The organism is Enterobacter sp. QK-SA4 (assembly GCF_056856775.1).
In genome coordinates, this window is record NZ_JBXFXH010000007.1 from 924,729 (window position 1) to 945,798 (window position 21,070).

At 55.7% G+C, this 21,070-nt stretch carries 18 protein-coding genes; 13 read left to right on the top strand and 5 right to left on the bottom strand.

The features are described 5' to 3' along the window. The first annotated feature begins 69 nt into the window (after nt 1–69). Nucleotides 70–1,332 (top strand): diaminopimelate decarboxylase, encoded by a 1,263-nt coding sequence (gene lysA / locus AC1VYI_RS06100; protein ID WP_047743863.1) that lies wholly within the window; start codon nt 70–72, stop codon nt 1,330–1,332. Here lysA and AC1VYI_RS06105 read toward each other — a convergent pair. Then, the gene (locus tag AC1VYI_RS06105) at nt 1,302–2,339 is read right to left on the bottom strand and encodes a LacI family DNA-binding transcriptional regulator (protein ID WP_047743865.1); all 1,038 of its coding nucleotides are present in this window, start codon (nt 2,337–2,339) and stop codon (nt 1,302–1,304) included. The genes lysA and AC1VYI_RS06105 overlap by 31 nt on opposite strands. Before the next feature lie 229 nt (nt 2,340–2,568). On the opposite strand from AC1VYI_RS06105, the gene AC1VYI_RS06110 reads away from it, so the two are divergent. Beyond that, nucleotides 2,569–3,045, top strand: a complete 477-nt coding sequence (locus tag AC1VYI_RS06110) for a GNAT family N-acetyltransferase (protein ID WP_134867429.1) — start codon at nt 2,569–2,571, stop codon at nt 3,043–3,045. On the opposite strand, the gene galR is transcribed toward AC1VYI_RS06110, so the two are convergent. Beyond that, the gene (galR, locus tag AC1VYI_RS06115) at nt 3,006–4,022 is read right to left on the bottom strand and encodes an HTH-type transcriptional regulator GalR (protein WP_134867187.1); all 1,017 of its coding nucleotides are present in this window, start codon (nt 4,020–4,022) and stop codon (nt 3,006–3,008) included. The genes AC1VYI_RS06110 and galR overlap by 40 nt on opposite strands. Before the next feature lie 623 nt (nt 4,023–4,645). Between galR and aas the strand changes: the two genes are divergently transcribed. Together aas and lplT are read left to right on the top strand one after the other, a co-directional pair. Then, complete coding sequence (aas, locus tag AC1VYI_RS06120) at nt 4,646–6,805, top strand: bifunctional acyl-ACP--phospholipid O-acyltransferase/long-chain-fatty-acid--ACP ligase (protein ID WP_045355589.1); 2,160 nt, start codon at nt 4,646–4,648, stop codon at nt 6,803–6,805. Continuing rightward, on the top strand, nt 6,798–7,991 hold the full coding sequence (gene lplT, locus AC1VYI_RS06125) for a lysophospholipid transporter LplT (protein WP_134867189.1): 1,194 nt from the start codon (nt 6,798–6,800) through the stop codon (nt 7,989–7,991). Before aas ends, lplT begins: the two co-directional genes overlap by 8 nt. Before the next feature lie 93 nt (nt 7,992–8,084). Here lplT and AC1VYI_RS06130 read toward each other — a convergent pair whose 3' ends face one another. The 3 genes from AC1VYI_RS06130 to mutH all read right to left on the bottom strand — a co-directional run bounded on the left by AC1VYI_RS06130 (nt 8,085) and on the right by mutH (nt 10,296). Continuing rightward, nucleotides 8,085–9,125, bottom strand: coding sequence for an NADP(H)-dependent aldo-keto reductase (locus AC1VYI_RS06130; RefSeq protein WP_023309049.1), 1,041 nt, complete (start codon nt 9,123–9,125; stop codon nt 8,085–8,087). 131 nt (nt 9,126–9,256) lie between these two features. Then, entirely contained in the window at nt 9,257–9,475 is a 219-nt protein-coding gene (locus AC1VYI_RS06135; RefSeq protein WP_008499668.1) for a YgdI/YgdR family lipoprotein, read from the bottom strand. A 128-nt stretch (nt 9,476–9,603) separates the two neighbouring features. Then, on the bottom strand, nt 9,604–10,296 hold the full coding sequence (mutH, locus tag AC1VYI_RS06140) for a DNA mismatch repair endonuclease MutH (RefSeq protein WP_134867190.1): 693 nt from the start codon (nt 10,294–10,296) through the stop codon (nt 9,604–9,606). 683 nt (nt 10,297–10,979) lie between these two features. Here mutH and rppH point away from each other — a divergent pair. From rppH to recC, 9 genes are all read left to right on the top strand, one after another. Then, nucleotides 10,980–11,510 (top strand): RNA pyrophosphohydrolase, encoded by a 531-nt coding sequence (rppH, locus tag AC1VYI_RS06145; RefSeq protein WP_013098553.1) that lies wholly within the window; start codon nt 10,980–10,982, stop codon nt 11,508–11,510. Between the two features lie 12 nt (nt 11,511–11,522). Continuing rightward, nucleotides 11,523–13,769 (top strand): phosphoenolpyruvate--protein phosphotransferase, encoded by a 2,247-nt coding sequence (gene ptsP / locus AC1VYI_RS06150; RefSeq protein WP_134867191.1) that lies wholly within the window; start codon nt 11,523–11,525, stop codon nt 13,767–13,769. A gap of 193 nt (nt 13,770–13,962) precedes the next feature. Beyond that, complete coding sequence (gene lgt, locus AC1VYI_RS06155; RefSeq protein ID WP_023309046.1) at nt 13,963–14,838, top strand: prolipoprotein diacylglyceryl transferase; 876 nt, start codon at nt 13,963–13,965, stop codon at nt 14,836–14,838. A 6-nt stretch (nt 14,839–14,844) separates the two neighbouring features. Beyond that, entirely contained in the window at nt 14,845–15,639 is a 795-nt protein-coding gene (gene thyA, locus AC1VYI_RS06160; RefSeq protein WP_014885081.1) for a thymidylate synthase, read from the top strand. Between the two features lie 184 nt (nt 15,640–15,823). Continuing rightward, a complete protein-coding gene (locus AC1VYI_RS06165) occupies nt 15,824–16,288 on the top strand; it encodes a prepilin peptidase-dependent protein (RefSeq protein ID WP_029740488.1) in 465 nt (154 codons plus the stop codon). Next, complete coding sequence (locus AC1VYI_RS06170; RefSeq protein WP_134867192.1) at nt 16,279–16,839, top strand: prepilin peptidase-dependent protein; 561 nt, start codon at nt 16,279–16,281, stop codon at nt 16,837–16,839. Before AC1VYI_RS06165 ends, AC1VYI_RS06170 begins: the two co-directional genes overlap by 10 nt. Further along, a complete protein-coding gene (locus tag AC1VYI_RS06175; protein ID WP_045355581.1) occupies nt 16,836–17,237 on the top strand; it encodes a DUF2509 family protein in 402 nt (133 codons plus the stop codon). Before AC1VYI_RS06170 ends, AC1VYI_RS06175 begins: the two co-directional genes overlap by 4 nt. Beyond that, on the top strand, nt 17,222–17,545 hold the full coding sequence (locus AC1VYI_RS06180; RefSeq protein WP_023309042.1) for a prepilin-type N-terminal cleavage/methylation domain-containing protein: 324 nt from the start codon (nt 17,222–17,224) through the stop codon (nt 17,543–17,545). Before AC1VYI_RS06175 ends, AC1VYI_RS06180 begins: the two co-directional genes overlap by 16 nt. Nucleotides 17,546–17,557: 12 nt before the next feature. Beyond that, nucleotides 17,558–20,932: an exodeoxyribonuclease V subunit gamma gene (gene recC, locus AC1VYI_RS06185; protein ID WP_226484254.1), complete on the top strand. Its 3,375-nt coding sequence runs from the start codon at nt 17,558–17,560 to the stop codon at nt 20,930–20,932. The last annotated feature ends 138 nt before the right edge of the window (nt 20,933–21,070 follow it).

The window sequence follows — 21,070 nt, forward strand, 5'->3', positions numbered from 1 at the left end:
TAAAACGATATTTTTTATTCTCTTCGCGCTGTGGCGTAATCATCAAAACGCATTTACCCGGAGAAGACCATGCCACGCCCGCTGAACCAGACCGATACCGATTTGAACGCCGACAACCTGCTGCGCCTGCCCGCCGAGTTTGGCTGCCCGGTGTGGGTCTATGACGCGCAGATCGTTCGCGAGAAGATCGCTGCCCTGCATCAGTTTGACGTGGTGCGCTTTGCCCAGAAGGCCTGCTCCAATATTCATATTCTGCGCCTGATGCATGAGCAGGGCGTGAAGGTTGACTCCGTTTCACTCGGCGAAATCGAGCGCGCGCTGGCGGCCGGATACGATCCAAAAGCCGACAGCGACGCGATCGTCTTTACTGCCGATGTGATCGACGATGCGACGCTTGCGCGCGTCCACGAACTGCAGATCCCGGTGAATGCCGGTTCTGTGGATATGCTGGAGCAGCTCGGCCAGGTTTCTCCCGGCCATCGCGTCTGGCTGCGCGTGAATCCAGGCTTTGGTCATGGCCACAGCCAAAAAACCAATACCGGCGGTGAAAACAGCAAGCACGGGATCTGGTATGCCGATATGCCTGCCGCGCTGGAGGTATTACAGCGCTACGGCCTGAAGCTGGTGGGTATTCATATGCACATTGGCTCTGGCGTCGATTATGGCCACCTGGAGCAGGTGTGCGGTGCGATGGTGCGCCAGGTTGTCGACTTCGGCCAGGATCTGGAGGCGATCTCAGCCGGTGGCGGTCTCTCCATTCCTTATCGCGAAGGCGAAGAGGCGATCGATACCGATCACTATTACGGTCTGTGGAGCGCCGCGCGTGACCAAATCGCCGCGCATCTGGGCCACTCGGTGAAGCTGGAAATTGAGCCGGGTCGTTTCCTGGTGGCGGAAGCCGGCGTGCTGGTTTCGCAGGTGCGCAGCGTCAAAGAGATGGGGTCTCGCCACTTCGTATTGATTGATGCAGGCTTTAACGATCTGATGCGTCCGTCCATGTACGGCAGCTATCACCACATTACCGCCCTGGCCGCCGACGGCCGTGATTTAACGCAGGCGCCGCGCGTTGAGACGGTCGTTGCGGGCCCGCTGTGCGAATCGGGTGATGTGTTTACCCAGCAGGAAGGCGGCAAAGTGGAGACCCGCGCGCTGCCAGAGGTCAAACCGGGTGATTATCTTGTGCTGCATGATACCGGTGCATACGGGGCGTCGATGTCATCTAACTACAACAGTCGCCCGCTGCTGCCGGAAGTGCTGTTTGATAACGGCAAGGCACGGCTGATCCGTCGTCGTCAGACCATTCAGGAACTGCTGGCTTTAGAACTCATCTGATGAAAGTAGGGCCCCGTTGTAACCGAATCGCGTAACACCAGCGTGCCGGTAAACGGCGGGATGGCATCGACCGGCTGGTTTTTTGCCAGCCGGATCGCCTGATCGATGGCCGTGACAATCATGTTGTCGATGGGCAGATAAACCGATGAGAGCGCAGGCTCCAGCCATTTCGCGCTTGGGGCATCGTCAAAGCCGAACAGTGAAATATCCTGCGGAATTTTAAGCCCTGCCTGGTGTAACGCTTTGGACGCCCCCAGGGCCATATCGTCGTTACAGGCAAACAGGGCGCTAAACGACACACCGTCGGCAATCAACTCCTTGCACAGCTCGTATCCCCGCGTCATTCCCGCATCGCCGTACTTTATCCGACGCTCGTCCAGGCGAATGCCGTGCTTTTCCAGCGCCTTACGGTAGCCCATCAGCCGCGCTTTCCCGGTTGGGGTGTGGATCGGAACGGTGATACAGGCGATCTCCCGATGGCCCTGGTCGATCAGGTAATCCACGGCCTTAAACGCGGCATCCTGCTGTTCAAAAAATACGCAGCGATCTGGCGCCTGGCTCACTTCGCGGTTAATGACCACCAGCGGCGTTTTCACGGTGTTCATCAGTTTGACGATCGCTTTTTCGCTCATGTAGCGCGTGTAAAGCACGATGGCATCGCACTGGCGATCGGCCAGCATCTGCACCGCCTGTTCTTCCTGTTCCGGCGCGTCGTGACCGTCAGTGACGATCAGCTGTTTCCCGTGAGTTTCCGTCTGCCGCGACGCCTGCTGGAGAAGACGACCAAAGTAAAAGCCGTCGAAGGTCGAGACGACCAGGCCAATGCTGTTGCTGGTCTGGTTAGCCAGCGAACGCGCGAGAAAGTTCGGGCGATAGCCCAGCTCTTCCATCGCAGCAAAGACCTGCTGACGCGTACTCTCTTTAACCTGACCTGTGCCGTTCAGCACGCGCGAGACGGTAGCCTTCGACACGCCCGCACGCAGTGAGACATCCAGCATTGTTGCCATTCTACATTCCTGCTTCCACGTAATGATTTGCAGTTTAACACAGACCTCACGGCGTATAAGCGATGCGGGAAGCGCAAAACTTCTGCCACGATCACGCTTTTTGGTCACGATCCGTCATGCATGCCTGAAGTAAAACGAAATAGTCTGACTCTGGTAAAGTAATCGCCGAACCGAGCTGGGGCGACAGGCCAGCAAATAGATGAGAAAACGCAGGTGAAACGTGAAAAAGATAGCTATCCTCCCGCTTTACCAGGCACCGCACTATGCGGAGCAGGTCACCGACTGGCTCTGGCAGGCCTTTGGCGAAGGGCTTTCCCGGGAATTTTTCCACAGCATTATTGAGCATAGCCAGACGCCGGGAGCATTACCGCTGACCTTTATCGCCGTTGAAGACGAAAAGCTTGTTGGTACGGTAGGGCTCTGGCGCTGCGATTTGATCACGCGTCAGGATCTCTTTCCGTGGCTGGCGGCGCTCTACGTTGACGACGCGTCGCGAGGCAAGGGGCTGGCAGGAAAGCTACAGCAGCACGTTATTACCTGGGCCGCGCAGGCGGGATATGAAGAACTGCACCTCTGGTCTGCCTGCCGCGACTTCTACGAACGTTACGGCTGGCAGTATATCGGTGATGGGCTGGAATACCCCAACACGCGGGTTCACCTCTACCGCTATTCGCTCTGCGTCTCTGAAGGCGATGTAACGGAGTGACGGCGAACCAGCGTCGGGCTAAACAGATGCGTAATATCCGGCGGCTGGCGCTGTTCAGCCAGCGCTAGCGCCAGCTCGGCGGCCTGCGTCGCCATGGTGATAATCGGGTAGCGTACGGTGGTCAGCCGCGGGCGCACGTAGCGAGAGACCAGCACGTCATCGAAGCCAATCAGCGAAATTTCTGCCGGTACCTCAATCCCGTTGTCATTCAGCACTCCCATTGCCCCTGCGGCCATCGAGTCGTTATAGCTGGCAACCGCCGTGAAATTTCGTCCGCGACCGAGCAGCTCGGTCATGGCCTGTTCACCGCCGCTCTCATCCGGTTCACCGTAGGCCACCAGACGATCGTTACACGGCAGGCCGTTTTCGCGCAGGGCGTCGTAGTAGCCCTGCAGGCGGTCTTCCGCATCAGAAATCGGATGATTGGAACAGAGATAGCCAATCCGGGTATGGCCCTGTTGAATCAGATGACGGGTCGCAAGCCAGGCTCCGTAGCGGTCGTCGAGGGCCACACAGCGTTTTTCAAACCCGGGAATAATGCGGTTGATGATCACCATTCCAGGCATCTGCTTCATCAGGTGAATCAGCTCGGCATCCGGGATCATTTTGGCATGAACCACCAGCGCGGCGCAGCGGTGGCGGATCAGCTGCTCGATGGCCTGGCGTTCTTTTTGCTCATTATGATAGCCATTGCCGATCAGCAAAAAATTGCCTGTCTGGTAAGAGACCTGTTCAACCGCTTTCACCATGGCGCCGAAAAAGGGGTCGGAAACATCACCCACTACCAGCCCAATGGTTTCGGTGGACTGCTGGGCGAGCGCACGGGCATTGGCATTGGGATGATAATTCAGGGATTCCATGGCGGTTTGTACCGCCTGGCGCGATGCGTCACTGGCTTTTGGGGAGTCGTTAATCACTCGAGAGACGGTTGCCACCGACACACCTGCCAGACGGGCCACATCCTTTATTGTCGCCATTCATTACCTTCTTATTGGGGGTAAGCGTTTACACACCAAATAGTGTTGCGGAAAAGCGCCGCGCATTCAAGGGGAGCGGATTTTCGCTCTCCACAAACGTGACGCAGGACAACACTGGTAGTGTAATCGTTACACGCGCAGTCATGTCTGAAGAATGTCAATCTGAACCTTTGGTTACACTTTGCGTCAGGCTGTTGCGATTGTCCGATGGCAAGGATGTTAGAGAGGTTGATACAGTCGAAATCCCAGAGGTATTGATAGGTGGAGTCAACTCCGGTTGATTAACACGCTTACACCAGCCTGCGTTTTTACGCAGGTTTTTTTTTGCCTGAAAGTTCAACCTGTAACAGCAATAGAAAATATTCACACCTGGTTGCACTTCGGCTCATTCCCTTGCGTTTTCCTGCTGGCGAAGCGCAGGTCGAACGACCACAATCAAGATCCCAGAGGTATTGATTGGTGAGAATTCTTAGTACGGTTTCGTACTCATCTCTTGCACCAACCTGCGCGGATGCGCAGGTTTTTTTTCGCCTCCACTTTTGCTGTCGCTCCCGTATCACTTCTCGTGTAATCTGCCACCATTTACTATCAACCCTCCACACTGGCTGGCAAAGGGAGTTGAGATGCTATTTGGGTTCTTCCGTACACTCTTCCGTATTCTTTTTCGCATCCGCGTTACTGGCGATGCCCAGGCGCTTCGCGGCGAACGCGTTCTTATCACGCCAAATCATGTTTCCTTTATAGACGGCATTCTGCTGGCGCTATTTTTACCCGTGCGTCCGGTGTTTGCGGTCTATACCTCTATCAGCCAGCAGTGGTACATGCGCTGGCTCACTCCGCTGATTGATTTTGTGCCGCTCGACCCGACAAAGCCGATGATGATTAAGCATCTGGTGCGTCTGGTTGAGCAGGGGCGTCCGGTGGTTATTTTCCCGGAAGGGCGTATCTCCGTGACCGGTTCGCTGATGAAAATCTACGATGGCGCGGGGTTTGTTGCAGCGAAATCAAAAGCGACCGTGGTGCCGCTGCGTATTGAAGGCGCAGAGTTGACCCATTTCAGCCGACTGAAGGGGCTGGTGAAGCAGCGTCTGTTCCCAAAAATCACGCTGCATATTCTGCCGCCCACGTCGTTACCGATGCCGGACGCCCCGCGTGCCCGCGATCGCCGTAAAATCGCCGGGGAAATGCTGCATCAGATTATGATGGAAGCGCGCATGGCCGTGCGTCCGCGCGAAACGCTGTACGAATCTCTGCTTTCCGCGCAGCACCGCTATGGCGCGAAGAAAAACTGCATCGAAGACATCAACTTTACCCCGGATACCTATCGCAAGCTGCTGACTAAGACCCTCTTTGTGGGCCGCATTCTTGAGAAATACAGCATGAAGGGCGAAAAGATTGGCCTGATGCTGCCTAACGCAGGCATCAGCGCGGCGGTGATTTTTGGTGCGGTTTCCCGGGGGCGCATCCCGGCAATGATGAACTACACGGCGGGCGTGAAAGGGCTGACCAGCGCCATCACCGCTGCCCAGATTAATACCGTCTTTACCTCTCGTCAGTTCCTGGACAAAGGCAAGCTCTGGCATCTTCCCGAGCAGCTTACCCAGGTGCGCTGGGTCTTCCTGGAGGATCTGAAAGCGGACGTGACCACCGGCGACAAGCTGTGGATTTTTGCTCACCTGCTGATGCCGCGTCTGGCCCAGGTCAAACAGCAGCCGGAAGATGACGCGATTATCCTCTTCACGTCGGGATCGGAAGGCAACCCGAAAGGCGTCGTCCACAGCCACAAGAGCATTCTGGCGAACGTTGAACAGATCAAAAGCATTGCCGACTTTACCGCGAATGACCGTTTTATGTCGGCGCTGCCGCTGTTCCACTCCTTTGGCCTGACGGTGGGGCTGTTTACGCCGCTGCTGACCGGCGCAGAAGTGTTCCTCTACCCAAGCCCGCTGCATTATCGGATTGTGCCGGAGCTGGTGTATGACCGTAACTGCACCGTTCTGTTCGGCACCTCAACCTTCCTCGGCAACTACGCGCGCTTCGCCAATCCGTATGACTTCTATCGCGTGCGGTATGTGGTGGCCGGTGCGGAAAAACTGCAGGAGAGCACGCGTCAGATCTGGCAGGACAAGTTTGGCCTGCGCATTCTCGAAGGTTATGGCGTTACCGAGTGTGCTCCCGTGGTCTCGATTAACGTACCGATGGCGGCGAAGCCGGGTACGGTGGGTCGAATTCTGCCGGGGATGGATGCGCGTCTGCTGGCCGTGCCGGGCATTGAGGACGGTGGCCGTCTGCAGCTGAAAGGGCCAAACGTGATGAACGGTTATCTGCGCGTGGAAAACCCAGGCGTGCTTGAGGTGCCGACGGCTGAAAACGTCAACGGCGAGGTTGAAACCGGCTGGTACGACACCGGTGATATTGTCCGTTTTGATGAACAAGGCTTTGTACAGATTCAGGGACGCGCGAAGCGCTTCGCCAAAATCGCCGGTGAAATGGTCTCTCTGGAAATGGTTGAGCAGCTGGCGACGGCCGTCTCCGCGGATAAGATGCATGCGACGGTGGTGAAGAGTGATGCCAGCAAAGGCGAGGCGCTGGTGCTGTTTACGACTGACGCTGAGCTTAAGCGCGACAGGTTACTGAGCTATGCGCGTGAACACGGTATTCCTGAACTGGCGGTGCCGCGCGATATTCGCTTCCTGAAGCAGCTCCCGGTGCTGGGTAGCGGGAAGCCCGATTTCGTGACCCTGAAAGGCATGGTTGAAGAGGCGGAACAGCAAAATGCGTGAGTCAGTACACACTAACACATCGCTCAGATCGAAAGGCATGATGGCCGTTATCGCTGCGCAGTTTCTCTCTGCGTTTGGTGATAACGCGCTGCTGTTTGCCACGCTGGCGCTGCTGAAGGCCGAGTTTTACCCCGACTGGAGCCAGCCGATCCTGCAGATGGTGTTTGTGGGCGCTTACATTATCTTTGCTCCATTCGTCGGGCAGGTGGCGGACAGTTTCCCGAAAGGCCGGGTGATGATGTTTGCCAACGGTCTCAAGCTGCTGGGTGCCGCCAGCATTTGCTTTGGCTTCAATCCGTTTATTGGCTACACGCTGGTGGGCATTGGCGCTGCCGCTTACTCCCCGGCTAAGTATGGCATTCTCGGAGAACTGACCACGGGCGATAAGCTGGTGAAAGCCAACGGCCTGATGGAGTCGTCAACCATCGCCGCAATCCTGCTCGGATCCGTCGCGGGCGGCGTACTGGCCGACTGGCATGTCCTGGCGGCACTGGGCATCTGCGCGGTGGTGTATGGCGGGGCAGTTGTGGCGAACCTGTTTATTCCTAAGCTACCTGTGGCTCGCCCGGGACAATCCTGGCGCTTTAAGCCGATGACAGGCAGTTTCTTCAACGCCTGTCGCGTGCTGTGGCGTAACGGAGAAACGCGCTTCTCCCTGATGGGAACCAGTATGTTCTGGGGAGCGGGCGTCACGCTGCGCTTCCTGCTGGTGCTGTGGGTGCCGGTGGCGCTGGGAATTACCGACAACGCGACGCCGACCTATCTTAACGCGATGGTGGCCATCGGCATTGTGGTGGGAGCTGGCGCGGCGGCGAAGCTGGTGACGCTAGAGACCGTAGCACGCTGCATGCCCGCAGGGATCCTGATTGGCGTCGTGGTGCTGATTTTCTCGCTGCAACATGCATTATTGCCTGCGTATGCCCTCCTCATCCTGATTGGTATTCTGGGCGGTTTCTTCGTGGTGCCGCTGAACGCGTTGCTGCAGGAACGTGGCAAGCAGACCGTCGGGGCGGGGAATGCTATCGCGGTACAAAACCTGGGTGAAAACCTGGCGATGCTGTTAATGCTGGGGCTCTACTCGCTGGCGGTAAAAGTCGGTGTGCCGGTGGTGGGGATTGGCGTCGGGTTTGGCGGGCTGTTTGCGCTGGCGATTGCGGGATTGTGGATCTGGCAACGTCGGCGCTGATAAGTGCGGCCTGATGTCCTCACTCTGGCCCTCTCCTACAGGGAGAGGGAGCAAACCCTAAAAACGGCAACGTGCGTTGCCGTTTTGCTTTTATTACGGCGCAGGATACGTATAAACCTGATGCACCGCTTCAATCTCCGCTAATACCTCTTCACTCAGGTTCAGATGGAAACTCTCAATATTGGTTTTCAGCTGTTCCATCGTGGTCGCGCCCAGCAGGGTGCTGGCAACAAACGGCTGACGACGCACGAAGGCCAGCGCCATCTGGGCAGGGTCAAGACCGTGACGCTTTGCGATATCCACATAGGCGGCAACGGCCTTCTGCGTCTGCTCGCCGCTGTAGCGGGTAAAACGGCTAAAGAGGGTATTTCGCGCCCCGGCCGGTTTCGCGCCGTTCAGGTATTTCCCCGTCAGCGTGCCAAAGCCGAGACAGGAATAGGCTAGCAGTTCCACTTCTTCATATTGCGTCACTTCGGCCAGACCCACCTCATAGCTACGGTTAAGCAGGCTGTACGGATTCTGGATAGTGACGATACGCGGCAGATCGTGTTTATCCGCCAGGTGCAGATAGCGCATTACGCCAAAGGCCGTTTCGTTAGAGACGCCAATGTAGCGGATTTTTCCCGCGCGCTGGCACTCGGTCAGCGCTTCCAGCGTTTCCAGCAGCGTTACGGCGGGGGCACTCTCATTCCAGCTGTAGCCGAGCTTACCAAAGCAGTTGGTTGGGCGCTGCGGCCAGTGCACCTGATACAGGTCGAGGTAGTCGGTTTGCAGGCGCTTCAGGCTGGCGTCCAGTGCGGCGCGGATATTCTTACGATCGAGGATCTGATTCGGGCGGATCCCGGTATCGTTGTTGCGCGCGGGACCACTGACTTTTGAGGCAATCACCAGCTTTTCACGGTTGCCGCGTTTTGCCAGCCAGTTACCGACGTAGGTTTCGGTAAGTCCCTGCGTTTCCGGACGTGGCGGAACAGGGTACATCTCCGCGACATCAATCAGGTTAATCCCCTGGCTGACGGCGTAATCGAGTTGTGCATGGGCATCGGCTTCGCTGTTTTGTTCACCAAATGTCATCGTGCCCAACCCCAGTTGGCTTATTTCAAGAGCGCTGTGGGGGATACGGTGATAATGCATAGCCGGCTTCCTCAGTAGACTTATAGACCGCGTCAGGGCGTGCCCGACAAAGGAATATAAACATGGCAGAGGGGAAGCAAAAGGGGAAGAAAAAAATCAAAAAGGCCAGCAAGCGACTGACCTCTCTCTGTTTATCGCTCGATAATTTGCGATACTTCGTCGCGATTGATCTGCATTTTATTGCCTTCCTGGTCGCGGTAGCTGACCAGACCGGTATCATCGTCGACTTCGGGTTTGCCGTCGGTCAGGATCATTCGACCGTCTTTTGTCGCCATAACGTAATCGCTGCTACAGCCCGATACGGCAAACGCTAAACCGACTGCTGAAACTAACACTGCCCATTTTTTCATCGTTATCGTCCTCATCTGGCGCGTATCAAATCATAGTTTAGTTTTAACCTGATATTGCAACAGGAGGAAGCGGTAAAATCTTAAAAAGCAGTCGATTATGTTTGGGAGCTCGCAAAATAAGTAAAAAACTATGTTTTTAGGAGGAAATGACGTGCCAGGAGTGCGCCGGTGAAATTCTTTTTGAGATAAAAACCGCGCGGCAGCGTCAGTATCGGCTCGCCCTGCGCGCCGATTGCCTCGGTAAGCGCTTTACTGTTGGCCGCTTTCGGGCGCAGCTGTAATACTTCTCCGTGCCGGGCGGTGATGCGCTCTACCTGCCCAAGCACGATCATGTCCATCAGCTCTTCCCAGTCCAGACGCAGCTGTTGCTCCTCATCGTCGTTCGGGCACCAGAGCAGCGGCGCGCCAACGCGACGCTCAGCCAGCGGGATCTGACGCTCACCTTCAACCGGCACCCACAACACGCGCTTCAGCTTGTGGCGAACGTGGCTGGTTTCCCACGTCACGCCGGTGTTGCCGGTTAATGGCGCAACGCAGACGAAGGTGGTCTCAAGGGGCTTGCCCTGGCTGTCTATGGGGATGGTTTTTAACTCCACGCCAAGCGCTGCAAAATCCTGCTCGGGTTTGCTCCCTGCGCTGGCGCCCAGCCACAGCTCGAGCAGCATGCCGATCCAGCCTTTATCCCGTTTTAGATCCTTCGGGATCTGAAGCCCTGCCATTGCCGCCAGCTCGCCAAGCGAAAAGCCTGCCAGACGCTGTGCCTGCTGTAGCAACTGGCCCTCGCTGGACGGCGGTGAGAGCAAGGGTGTAAGCAGATGCATGAAGGTAACCTTTTGATTAAAAAATAAACGAAGAAATTGTCCCCTGTGGATAGAGTTTAACTATTTCTGTACCAATATTCCATGTCTATGATTTATAGGTTTTTTTATTGCTTTTAAATCGTTTCACCAGACTCAGAAAACCGGTTGTTCAAATCTGGTCACTGACAATGAACAGGATCTTACACCATGTTATCCACAGAAAAATGGGATAACTGGGCATAACCCTGACTACTGTTTCAATTTACAGCCTTGACGTGCGATGAAAATCGAATTTTCAAACAAATTGTGACTAACTTATTGGCACAATCTGTGGATAAAACCGACGCTGTTCGATCTTTCATCAGTACGACGATCCCTGATGTGATGATCGTCACGCTATTCTGTTTTTTGTTCATAAAAATACATTTAACTTTATGAAAAATATTGAATTATTTGAATGACTCGAAAGCGTTGGCAAAACAGGGTTTGAGGTTGTTCATCGGTAATCAGACACTTCTTCACAACTATATCCACAGAAAAAGTGAATAAAATTCCCTTCACTGCCTCTCATCTGTTTATAACTCAGTACTTATTTGTGAGTTATTCAAATGTTATTAGGTTGCAGCCCTGTAAGAGAGTGGTTTACCGCCTCCCTGTAGTGTGAAACAATCATTCATATATAAGGTTTAATTTGGGGTAGTCCGGTGATTGATGACGATGGCTACCGCCCGAACGTAGGAATAGTAATTTGTAATCGTCAGGGCCAGGTAATGTGGGCCCGGCGATATGGTCAGCACTCCTGGCAGTTCCCGCAAGGCGGGATCAATCCGGGAGAGTCCCCAGAACAAGCGATGTACCGGGAGCTTTTTGAAGAGGTCGGTTTAAGCCGAAAAGATGTTCGCATCCTGGCTTCGACCCGCAACTGGTTGCGTTACAAGTTACCGAAACGTTTGGTGCGTTGGGACACAAAGCCGGTTTGTATCGGCCAGAAACAGAAGTGGTTTCTGTTGCAGTTGGTGGGCAACGATTCAGACATCAATATGCAAACCAGCAGTACGCCGGAGTTCGATGGCTGGCGCTGGGTGAGCTATTGGTATCCTGTTCGTCAGGTCGTGTCATTTAAACGCGATGTTTACCGTAGGGTGATGAAAGAGTTTGCAAGTGTGGTCATGCAGCTTCAGGAGATCCCGCCTAAGCCGCAGAGCGCACCTGCCTGGCGACGTAAAAGAGGTTAAGCTACGCAAATCATGCTCACCCGCTTGCGAGAAATAGTCGAGAAGGTGGCCAGTGCTCCGCGTCTGAACGAGGCGCTGAATATTCTGGTTACTGACATCTGTCTTGCGATGGAGACCGAGGTCTGTTCGGTATATCTGGCCGACCACGATCGGCGCTGCTATTACCTGATGGCGACCCGTGGTTTGAAAAAACCACGTGGACGCACCGTCACGCTTGCATTTGATGAAGGTATCGTGGGCCTGGTTGGGCGGCTGGCTGAACCCATCAACCTTGCTGATGCGCAAAAACACCCCAGCTTTAAATACATCCCTTCCGTAAAAGAAGAGCGCTTCCGCGCTTTCCTTGGCGTGCCGATTATCCAGCGTCGCCAGCTGCTCGGCGTGCTGGTAGTCCAGCAGCGCGAGCTACGTCAGTACGATGAAAGCGAAGAGTCTTTCCTCGTCACGCTGGCCACGCAGATGGCGGCGATCCTCTCCCAGTCCCAGCTTGCCGCGCTCTTTGGTCAGTATCGCCATACGCGCATTCGTGCCCTTCCGGCATCGCCAGGCGTAGCGATTGCGGAAGGCTGGATGGACGCCACGCTGCCGCTGATGGAGCAGGTTTACGAAGCCTCTACGCTTGATGAAGCGCTTGAGCGCGAGCGTCTTACCGCCGCGCTGGAAGAGGCGGCGAATGAATTTCGTCGTTACAGCAAGCGCTTTGCCGCAGGCGCACAGAAAGAGACGGCGGCCATCTTCGACCTCTATTCGCACCTGCTCTCCGACGCGCGTCTGCGTCGTGAGCTTTTTGCGGAAGTGGATAAAGGCTCGGTCGCAGAGTGGGCGGTTAAGAAGGTCATCGAAAAATTTGCCGACCAATTTGCGGCACTGACCGACGGTTACCTGAAAGAGCGGGCTGGCGATCTCCGCGCCCTGGGACAGCGTCTGCTGTTCCATCTCGATGACACCATTCAGGGGCCGAATGCCTGGCCAAAACGGTTTGTTCTGGTCGCCGATGAACTCTCGGCAACGACGCTGGCTGAACTGCCCCAGGACAGGCTGGCCGGTGTGGTGGTGCGCGATGGTGCCGCCAACTCGCATGCCGCCATTATGGTGCGCGCGCTGGGTATCCCAACCGTAATGGGGGCCGACATCCAGCCGTCGGTACTGCACCGCCGTACGCTGGTGGTTGACGGCTATCGCGGTGAGCTGCTGGTCGATCCTGAGCCGGTTCTGCTCCAGGAATACCAGCGACTTATCAGCGAAGAGAATGAATTAAGCAAGCTGGCGGAGGATGACGTTAACCTGCCCGCACAGCTTAAGAGCGGAGAGCGGATCAAAGTCATGCTCAACGCCGGTTTAAGCCCTGAGCATGAAGAAAAGCTTGGCAGCCGCATCGACGGTATTGGCCTGTACCGTACTGAAATCCCGTTCATGCTGCAGAGCGGTTTCCCCTCCGAAGAGGAGCAGGTGGCGCAGTATCAGGGGATGCTGCAGATGTTTAACGACAAACCTGTCACCCTGCGAACCCTCGATGTCGGCGCGGATAAACAGCTGCCCTATATGCCGATCAGCGAAGAAAACCCGTGCCTGGGCTGGCGTGGGATCCGCATTACGCTCGATCAGCCGGAGATCTTCCTGATCCAGGTGCGTGCGATGCTGCGCGCCAATGCGGCGACGGGCAATCTCAGCATCTTACTCCCGATGGTCACCAGCATTGATGAGATCGACGAGTCCCGGCGACTGATCGAACGTGCAGGCCGTGAAGTGGAAGAGATGATCGGCTATGCGATCCCGAAACCGCGGATCGGGGTGATGCTTGAAGTGCCGTCTATGGTCTTTATGCTGCCGCAGCTGGCAAACCGTGTTGATTTTATCTCTGTCGGCACAAACGACCTGACGCAATATATTCTGGCCGTCGACCGTAACAACACCCGTGTCGCCAGTATCTACGACAGCCTGCACCCGGCGATCATTCGCGCGTTAGCGATGATTGCCCGTGAAGCGGAACAGTACGGCATTGATTTACGCCTGTGCGGTGAAATGGCCGGGGATTCAATGTGCGTTGCGATCCTGATTGGTCTGGGATACCGCCATCTGTCGATGAACGGTCGCTCTGTCGCCCGCGTGAAGTACCTGCTGCGGCATATCGACATCAACGATGCCCGCGAGCTGGCTGAACGCAGCCTTGACGCGCAGCTGGCAGCAGAGGTTCGTCATCAGGTCGCAGCGTTTATGGAACGACGCGGTATGGGCGGCCTGATCCGCGGCGGCCGCTAATCATCTTTCTGCCTCTCCCTCCGGGAGAGGGCTCCAGCGCGCATGAAACCCTATACACATCTTTTACATCTCTGGCGCATCCTCCGCGCCCGCCTTGTGCTATGATTCGCAACTTTGGAGCCTCTGCTTACGGCAGAATCGCATTTCTACCGCTGTCCACTTTCAGCGGAATAACAACATCTTGTGGTGACAGATGAACAGTGGTTATCTGCATTTTCCGGAATTTGATCCGGTCATTTTCTCAGTAGGACCTGTTTCGCTTCACTGGTACGGTCTGATGTACCTGGTGGGCTTCATTTTTGCCATGTGGCTCGCTGGCCGTCGCGCCAGTCGTCCGGGCAGCGGCTGGACGAAAAACGAAGTTGAAAACCTGCTCTATGCGGGTTTCCTCGGCGTGTTCCTCGGTGGCCGCATTGGGTACGTGCTGTTCTATAACTTCCCGGTATTCCTGAACGATCCGCTCTATCTGTTCCGCGTGTGGGACGGCGGCATGTCCTTCCACGGCGGCCTGATTGGGGTGATCCTGGTGATGGTGATTTTTGCCAAACGCACCAAACGCAACTTCTTCCAGGTTTCAGATTTTATCGCACCGCTGATCCCGTTTGGTCTCGGCGCTGGCCGTCTGGGTAACTTTATCAACGGTGAGCTGTGGGGCCGCGTCGACCCGAGCGTGCCGTACACGATGCTCTTCCCGGGCTCCCGCGCAGAGGATATCGCGCTGCTGCCATCACACCCGGAGTGGCAGTCCATTTTTGATACCTACGGCGTTCTGCCGCGCCATATGTCTCAGCTGTACGAGCTGGCGCTGGAAGGCGTGGTGCTGTTTATCATCCTCAACCTGTTTATCCGCAAACCGCGTCCGATGGGCGCTGTCTCCGGCCTGTTCCTGATTGGCTACGGCGCATTCCGTATTATCGTCGAGTTCTTCCGTCAGCCTGACGCACAGTTTACCGGCGAATGGGTACAGTACATCAGCATGGGGCAGATCCTCTCCATTCCGATGATTGTCGCGGGTGCCATTATGATGATTTGGGCGTATCGTCGTCGTCCACAGCAACAAATTTCCTGAGGAACCATGAAACAGTATCTTGAATTGATGAAAAAAGTGCTCGACGAGGGCACGCCGAAAAACGACCGCACCGGCACCGGTACGCTCTCCATTTTTGGCCACCAGATGCGCTTCAATCTGCAAGAAGGCTTCCCACTGGTGACGACAAAGCGCTGCCACCTGCGCTCGATCATTCATGAACTGCTCTGGTTCCTGCAAGGCGATACCAACGTTGCGTATCTGCACGAAAATAACGTCTCAATCTGGGACGAGTGGGCAGATGAAAATGGCAACCTGGGCCCGGTTTACGGCAAGCAGTGGCGAGCCTGGCCGACGCCTGATGGTCGCCATATTGACCAGATCACCACCGTGATGAACCAGCTGAAAAACGATCCGGACTCGCGCCGAATCATCGTTTCCGCCTGGAACGTCGGCGAGCTGGATAAAATGGCGCTGGCGCCGTGCCATGCGTTCTTCCAGTTCTATGTGGCGGATGGAAAGCTTTCTTGTCAGCTCTACCAGCGCTCCTGTGACGTGTTCCTCGGCCTGCCGTTTAACATTGCCAGCTATGCGCTGTTGGTCCACATGATGGCGCAGCAGTGCGATCTGGAAGTGGGTGATTTTGTCTGGACCGGTGGGGACACCCATCTTTACAGCAACCATATGGAACAGACGCATCTCCAGCTGACTCGCGAACCGCGTGCTCTGCCGAAGCTGATTATCAAGCGCAAACCGGCATCAATCTTCGACTACCGCTTTGATGATTTCGAGATTGAGGGCTATGACCCGCATCCGGGCATCAAAGCGCCTGTCGCTATCTGATGCGATAAAGCGTGACACAACCGGTGCTCTTTAGCGCCGGTTTTTTTTCGCCTTTATCCCGTTTCCCGAAGCGCTATCCAGAAAGCGTGCAACGCGCTGCAACACTCTCAATTCCTCGGATAACGCCTCGTAAAACGAAGAACCGTCGCTCGTCATGTTCACGGCGCTTCGCCACACTCCCGGTATGAAAAAAGAGAACGGTTTTACGCTTATCGAAACGCTGGTCGCGATTTCGCTTGTCGTTATCCTCAGCGCCTCAGGGCTGTACGGCTGGGACAGCTGGCAGCGGCAGCAGCGGCTGTGGCAAACCGCCAGTCAGGTGCGAGATTACCTGCTGTTTCTGCGCAACCATGCCAACCGCTACAACCGCGACCATCAAATTACCCGTCTGCGGGTGGGAGGCATGGATTGTCTGGTGAGCTCTGCCGCGCAAGGCTGTGAGAAGGGCAGTCCCTTTGTGCTGATACCACTCTGGCCTGAGGTCGCGATCGGCGAGGTAACGCCGTCGCTCGCGTTCTATGGATTAAAGGATACGGCATGGGCAGGGCGGATACGCGTTCAAAGCCGCGCGGGAGAATGGCTGATTATTGTCTCAAATGGAGGACGCATCAGGATGTGTAAGGTCTCTGCGGGAGGTTCATGTCGATGAAGCAGCGAGGTTTCTCACTGACTGAAGTTCTGATTGCCACGGCGATTAGCAGCCTTTTGCTGATAAGCGCATCGCGTTTTTTACCCGGCTTGCAGCGTGCGATCTTAGGGCAATCTGGTCAGAGACAACTGGAGGAAGAGGTCTGGCACCACCTGTTTGCTCTGGGCAAACAGCTTCAGCGTGCGGGGTACTGCGCGGGAAACTGTCAGGGACAGGCGCTGGTGACCGCCAGGCAAGGAAGTTGCGTCATTGTGCGGTGGGATGCCAACAGTAACGGCAGCTGGGATAACAGCGCATCAGAAAATGACAGCAACGGTTTTCGACTGGAGTCTGGTGCGCTTGAAACCCAGCGTGGAGCGACCTCATGTGAAGGAAAAGGATGGGAAAAGCTCACGGACCCGGACAGGCTAGCGATCGCGCATTTTGTGGTGAGGACAGTTGAACATGCCGGTTTTGCGCCAGAGGTGAATATCGAAATGGCGGCGATTCGCAAAGGCGAGAAGGGGGAGCCCTGGCAGGCGTTGTATACGGTCACGGGGTACAACCTGTGAATCGTCAACGCGGCATGTCTTCGCTGGCGATGGTTCTGCTTTTACTGGTGCTCGGTACCCTGATCCTCACCGGTCTCAATCAGCAGCTCACAACCTTTAGCGCGCTCGTTGGCGGTGAGAAAAGTTCGATTCAGCAGCAGGCGACGGTGCAGTCCGCGCTTGAGTGGGGACGAGTTCAGAGCTGGTCGTCGGAGCCACAGGTTCAGTGCAAGAAGACACCGGCGTGGCGAGTGTGTTTGCGCCAGTTGAATGGAGCGCGTGTGCTGCTGATTGCCGGAGACAGCGGCCTGCTGCTTTGGCGCTCAGGAGAGATTGTCGACGGGAACGTTCGCTTTTCGCCTCACGGCTGGAGTGATTTTTGTCCCCTTAAGGAGAGCGCGTTATGCCAGCTGCCGTGAACAGAGAAAAAGGGTTTAGCATGGTTGAGGTACTGCTGGCGATGATGCTGCTGGTGATCGTCGTGACGGCTTTGTCCGGTTATCACCGGGCGCTGGCGGCGCGGTTTACCCTGTTTAATCAGTATCGCCAGCTCTGGCACCATGCCTGGAATCAGTCTCAGCTCTCAACAAATGTTCTCCCGGCAGGCTGGCAGGCCAGTCGGGGGCAGACAACGCACGCAGGATGTGTCAGCATCACGGTCACACTTATTTCTCCTCTGGGGCGGCGCGGTGAGATAACGCGTCTGCATTGCCCGGTTAGCCAGTAGTCGGGAGCGTCTATGTTAAGGGTCTACCACTCAAATCGTCTGGATGTGCTGGAAGCGCTGATGGAATTTATCGTTGAGCGCGAGCGGCTTGACGATCCTTTTGAGCCTGAAATGGTGCTGGTGCAGAGCACCGGTATGGCACAGTGGCTGCAAATGTCGCTTTCCCGTAAATTTGGCATAGCCGCAAATATTGATTTCCCGCTGCCCGCGAGTTTTATCTGGGAGATGTTTGTGCGCGTGTTGCCGGACATCCCGGAGCAGAGCGCCTTCAACAAACAAGGCATGAGCTGGAAGCTCATGGCGCTGCTGCCGGAAATGCTGCAGCACGATGAATTCGCCATGCTGCGCCACTACCTCAATGACGATACCGATAAGCGCAAGCTGTTCCAGCTGGCGTCGCGTACCGCCGATCTCTACGACCAATACCTTGTTTACCGTTCTGACTGGTTAATTCGTTGGGAAGCGGGCGAGCTGGTTGAAGGGCTACCGGAGGCGCAAATATGGCAGGCACCGCTGTGGAAAGCACTGGTAGAGCATACGGAGAAACTTGGGCAGCCTAAGTGGCATCGTGCCAACCTGTACGAGCGGTTTATCTCAATACTCGAGAATGCCCCGGAGCGCCCGGCCCGACTGCCGTCACGCGTTTTTATCTGCGGGATATCCGCATTACCGCCTGTTTATCTGAAGGCGTTGAACGCGCTGGGTAAACATATTGATATCCATATTTTGTTCACCAACCCTTGCCGACAGTATTGGGGGGATATCCTCGACGAACGTTGGCTTGCGCGGCTGGTAACTCGCCAACGAAAGCGCCTTTTTGAAGAACGTTCCGTCCCGCTGTTTAAAGACGGCGCGACTGCCGGTCAGCTTTTTGATGAAGACGGTATCCAGAACCTGCCCAATCCACTGCTTGCCTCGTGGGGGAAGCTGGGGCGTGACTACATTCACATGCTTTCAGACATCACTTCATCAGGCGAAGGCGACGTGGATGCCTTTGTCGACATTACCCCGGATAGCCTGCTGCATCATATTCAGCTGGATATCCTCGATCTGGAAAACCGTGCCGTAATGGGCGTGACGGCGAACGAATTCGAACGTAGCGACAGCAAGCGCAAGCTGGATGTTGACGATCGCAGCATCACGATCCATGTTTGCCATAGCCCTCAGCGCGAGGTCGAAGTGCTTCACGACCAGCTGCTGGCGATGCTGCAGGACGATCCCGAACTGACGCCACGCGATATTGTGGTGATGGTGGCGGATATCGACAGCTACAGTCCCTTCATTCAGGCCGTTTTTGGCAGTGCGACGGGCGAGCGATATCTGCCTTACGCTATCTCTGACCGTCGTGCCCGCCAGTCGCATCCGGCACTGCAGGCCTTTATCACTCTGCTTTCACTGCCGGATAGCCGCTTCATCTCCGAAGATGTCCTGGCGTTACTGGATGTTCCCGTGCTGGCTGCACGCTTTAACATCACTGAAGAGGGGCTGCGCTACCTTCGTCAGTGGGTGAACGAATCTGGCGTACGCTGGGGGATCGATGACGATAACGTTCAGGAGTTCGAACTTCCTCCTACCGGGCAGCACACGTGGCGTTTTGGCCTGACGCGTATGCTGCTGGGCTACGCCATGGAGAGCAGCCAGGGCGAGTGGAATGAGGTGCTGCCTTACGATGAGTCCAGCGGGTTAATTGCTGAACTGGTGGGGCATTTAGCGTCACTCCTGATGCAGCTTAACCGCTGGCGACACGAGCTGATGCAGCCGCGTCCGCTTGAAGCGTGGCTTCCGGTTTGCAGGGCATTGCTTAATGATTTCTTTCTGCCAGACAGTGACACCGAAGCGGCAATGGCACTGATTGAAACGCAGTGGCAGGCGATCATCGACGAAGGCGTGAACTCCCACTATCAGGAGGCCATCCCGCTGTCGCTGTTGAGGGATGAGCTGACGCAGCGGCTCGATCAGGAGCGAATCAGCCAGCGTTTCCTGGCAGGTCCCATCAATATCTGCACCCTGATGCCAATGCGTTCTATCCCGTTTAAAGTGGTCTGTCTGCTTGGCATGAACGACGGCGTTTATCCGCGCGCGCTGGCGCCGCTGGGGTTCGATTTGATGAGCGCAGATCCAAAGCGGGGCGACCGTAGCCGCCGCGATGATGACCGCTACCTCTTCCTTGAGGCGCTCATTTCCGCCCAGAGTAAGCTCTATATCAGCTATATCGGCCGTTCCATTCAGGACAACAGCGAGCGTTTTCCCTCCGTTCTGGTGCAGGAGCTGGTGGACTATATCGGCCAGAGTCACTATCTGCCGGGGGATGAAGAGCGCAACTGCGATGAAAGCGAGAAGAGGGTGAAATCTCATATCACATGTTTCCACAGCCGCATGCCATTTGACCCGGTGAACTACACGCCCAGCGAGCGCCAGAGCTATGCGCAGGAGTGGTTACCGGCAGCGAAAAAGGAGGGGAGTGCGCATACCGATTTCATACAGGAACTTGACCCGCGCCCTGTCGATACCCTGACCTTTGAACAGCTTCAGCGGTTTTGGGCGCATCCGGTGCGCGCCTTCTTCCAGCAGCGATTGCAGGTCAACTTCCGTTCTGAAGAGAGTGAAATTCCTGATGCAGAGCCCTTTACGCTGGAAGGGCTGGAGCGCTACCAATTAAACCTGCAGCTGTTGAATGCGCTGGTTGAAGAGGAAGATGCTGACAAACTTTATCGCCGCTACCGTGCTGCAGGGCAGCTGCCCTATGGGGCGTTCGGGGAAATTGTCTGGGAGGCGCAGTGTCAGGAGATGACCGCCCTGGCAGAGCGCGTAAGAGCGTGCCGACAGCCAGGAAAAAGCATTGAAATCGATCTCAACTGCAATGGTGTACAGCTCACGGGCTGGTTAACCCAGGTTCAGCCGGACGGGCTGCTGCGCTGGCGGCCCTCTATGCTTAGCGTTTCACAGGGTTTGCAACTCTGGCTGGAACATCTTGTCTACAGTGCGGATGGTCATAAAGGTGAAAGTCGGATTTTCGTGCGCAAAGAGGGCGAATGGCGCTTCCCGCCGATGGAGTCTGAGCAGGCGTTACGGTATCTGTCTTTGTACATTGAGGGCTACCGTCAGGGAATGAACAAACCGCTCCTGGTACTGCCGGAAAGTGGCGGGGCCTGGATAAAAGCCTGTTATGACGCACAGAATGATGCGATGTTAACGGATGAGGCGTCACTGCAGAAAGCGCGCAGTAAATTTATGCAGGCCTACGAAGGTAACATGATGGTGCGGGGCGAAGGTGAAGATGTCTGGTATCAGCGCTTATGGCGAACGCTTGAGCCAGAGTACTTTGAGGCCATCACGGAAGAGGCGCAGCGCTACCTGCTGCCGTTGTTTAAATTTAATCAGTCCTGAGCGCTGTATAAAAATTGCGCAGTATGGGGTGTTCATTTATGATGCACTTCTTATCACGGACTGATGTACCCCATAAAGAGATGTTGGCGTGTCCAGCACGCAATGTGTTAATGATGTAGCCGTGATAAAGAGGTAGCA

Coding starts and splice junctions, on each gene's coding strand:
- lgt (WP_023309046.1), top strand. CDS start 13,963: ATGAACAGTGGTTATCTGCATTTTCCGGAATTTGATCCGGTCATTTTC.
- AC1VYI_RS06180 (WP_023309042.1), top strand. CDS start 17,222: ATGCCAGCTGCCGTGAACAGAGAAAAAGGGTTTAGCATGGTTGAGGTA.
- lplT (WP_134867189.1), top strand. CDS start 6,798: ATGCGTGAGTCAGTACACACTAACACATCGCTCAGATCGAAAGGCATG.
- AC1VYI_RS06135 (WP_008499668.1), bottom strand. CDS start 9,475: ATGAAAAAATGGGCAGTGTTAGTTTCAGCAGTCGGTTTAGCGTTTGCC.
- recC (WP_226484254.1), top strand. CDS start 17,558: ATGTTAAGGGTCTACCACTCAAATCGTCTGGATGTGCTGGAAGCGCTG.
- AC1VYI_RS06165 (WP_029740488.1), top strand. CDS start 15,824: ATGAAAAAAGAGAACGGTTTTACGCTTATCGAAACGCTGGTCGCGATT.
- AC1VYI_RS06130 (WP_023309049.1), bottom strand. CDS start 9,125: ATGCATTATCACCGTATCCCCCACAGCGCTCTTGAAATAAGCCAACTG.
- aas (WP_045355589.1), top strand. CDS start 4,646: ATGCTATTTGGGTTCTTCCGTACACTCTTCCGTATTCTTTTTCGCATC.
- thyA (WP_014885081.1), top strand. CDS start 14,845: ATGAAACAGTATCTTGAATTGATGAAAAAAGTGCTCGACGAGGGCACG.
- ptsP (WP_134867191.1), top strand. CDS start 11,523: ATGCTCACCCGCTTGCGAGAAATAGTCGAGAAGGTGGCCAGTGCTCCG.
- galR (WP_134867187.1), bottom strand. CDS start 4,022: ATGGCGACAATAAAGGATGTGGCCCGTCTGGCAGGTGTGTCGGTGGCA.
- lysA (WP_047743863.1), top strand. CDS start 70: ATGCCACGCCCGCTGAACCAGACCGATACCGATTTGAACGCCGACAAC.
- AC1VYI_RS06105 (WP_047743865.1), bottom strand. CDS start 2,339: ATGGCAACAATGCTGGATGTCTCACTGCGTGCGGGCGTGTCGAAGGCT.
- mutH (WP_134867190.1), bottom strand. CDS start 10,296: ATGCATCTGCTTACACCCTTGCTCTCACCGCCGTCCAGCGAGGGCCAG.
- AC1VYI_RS06170 (WP_134867192.1), top strand. CDS start 16,279: ATGTCGATGAAGCAGCGAGGTTTCTCACTGACTGAAGTTCTGATTGCC.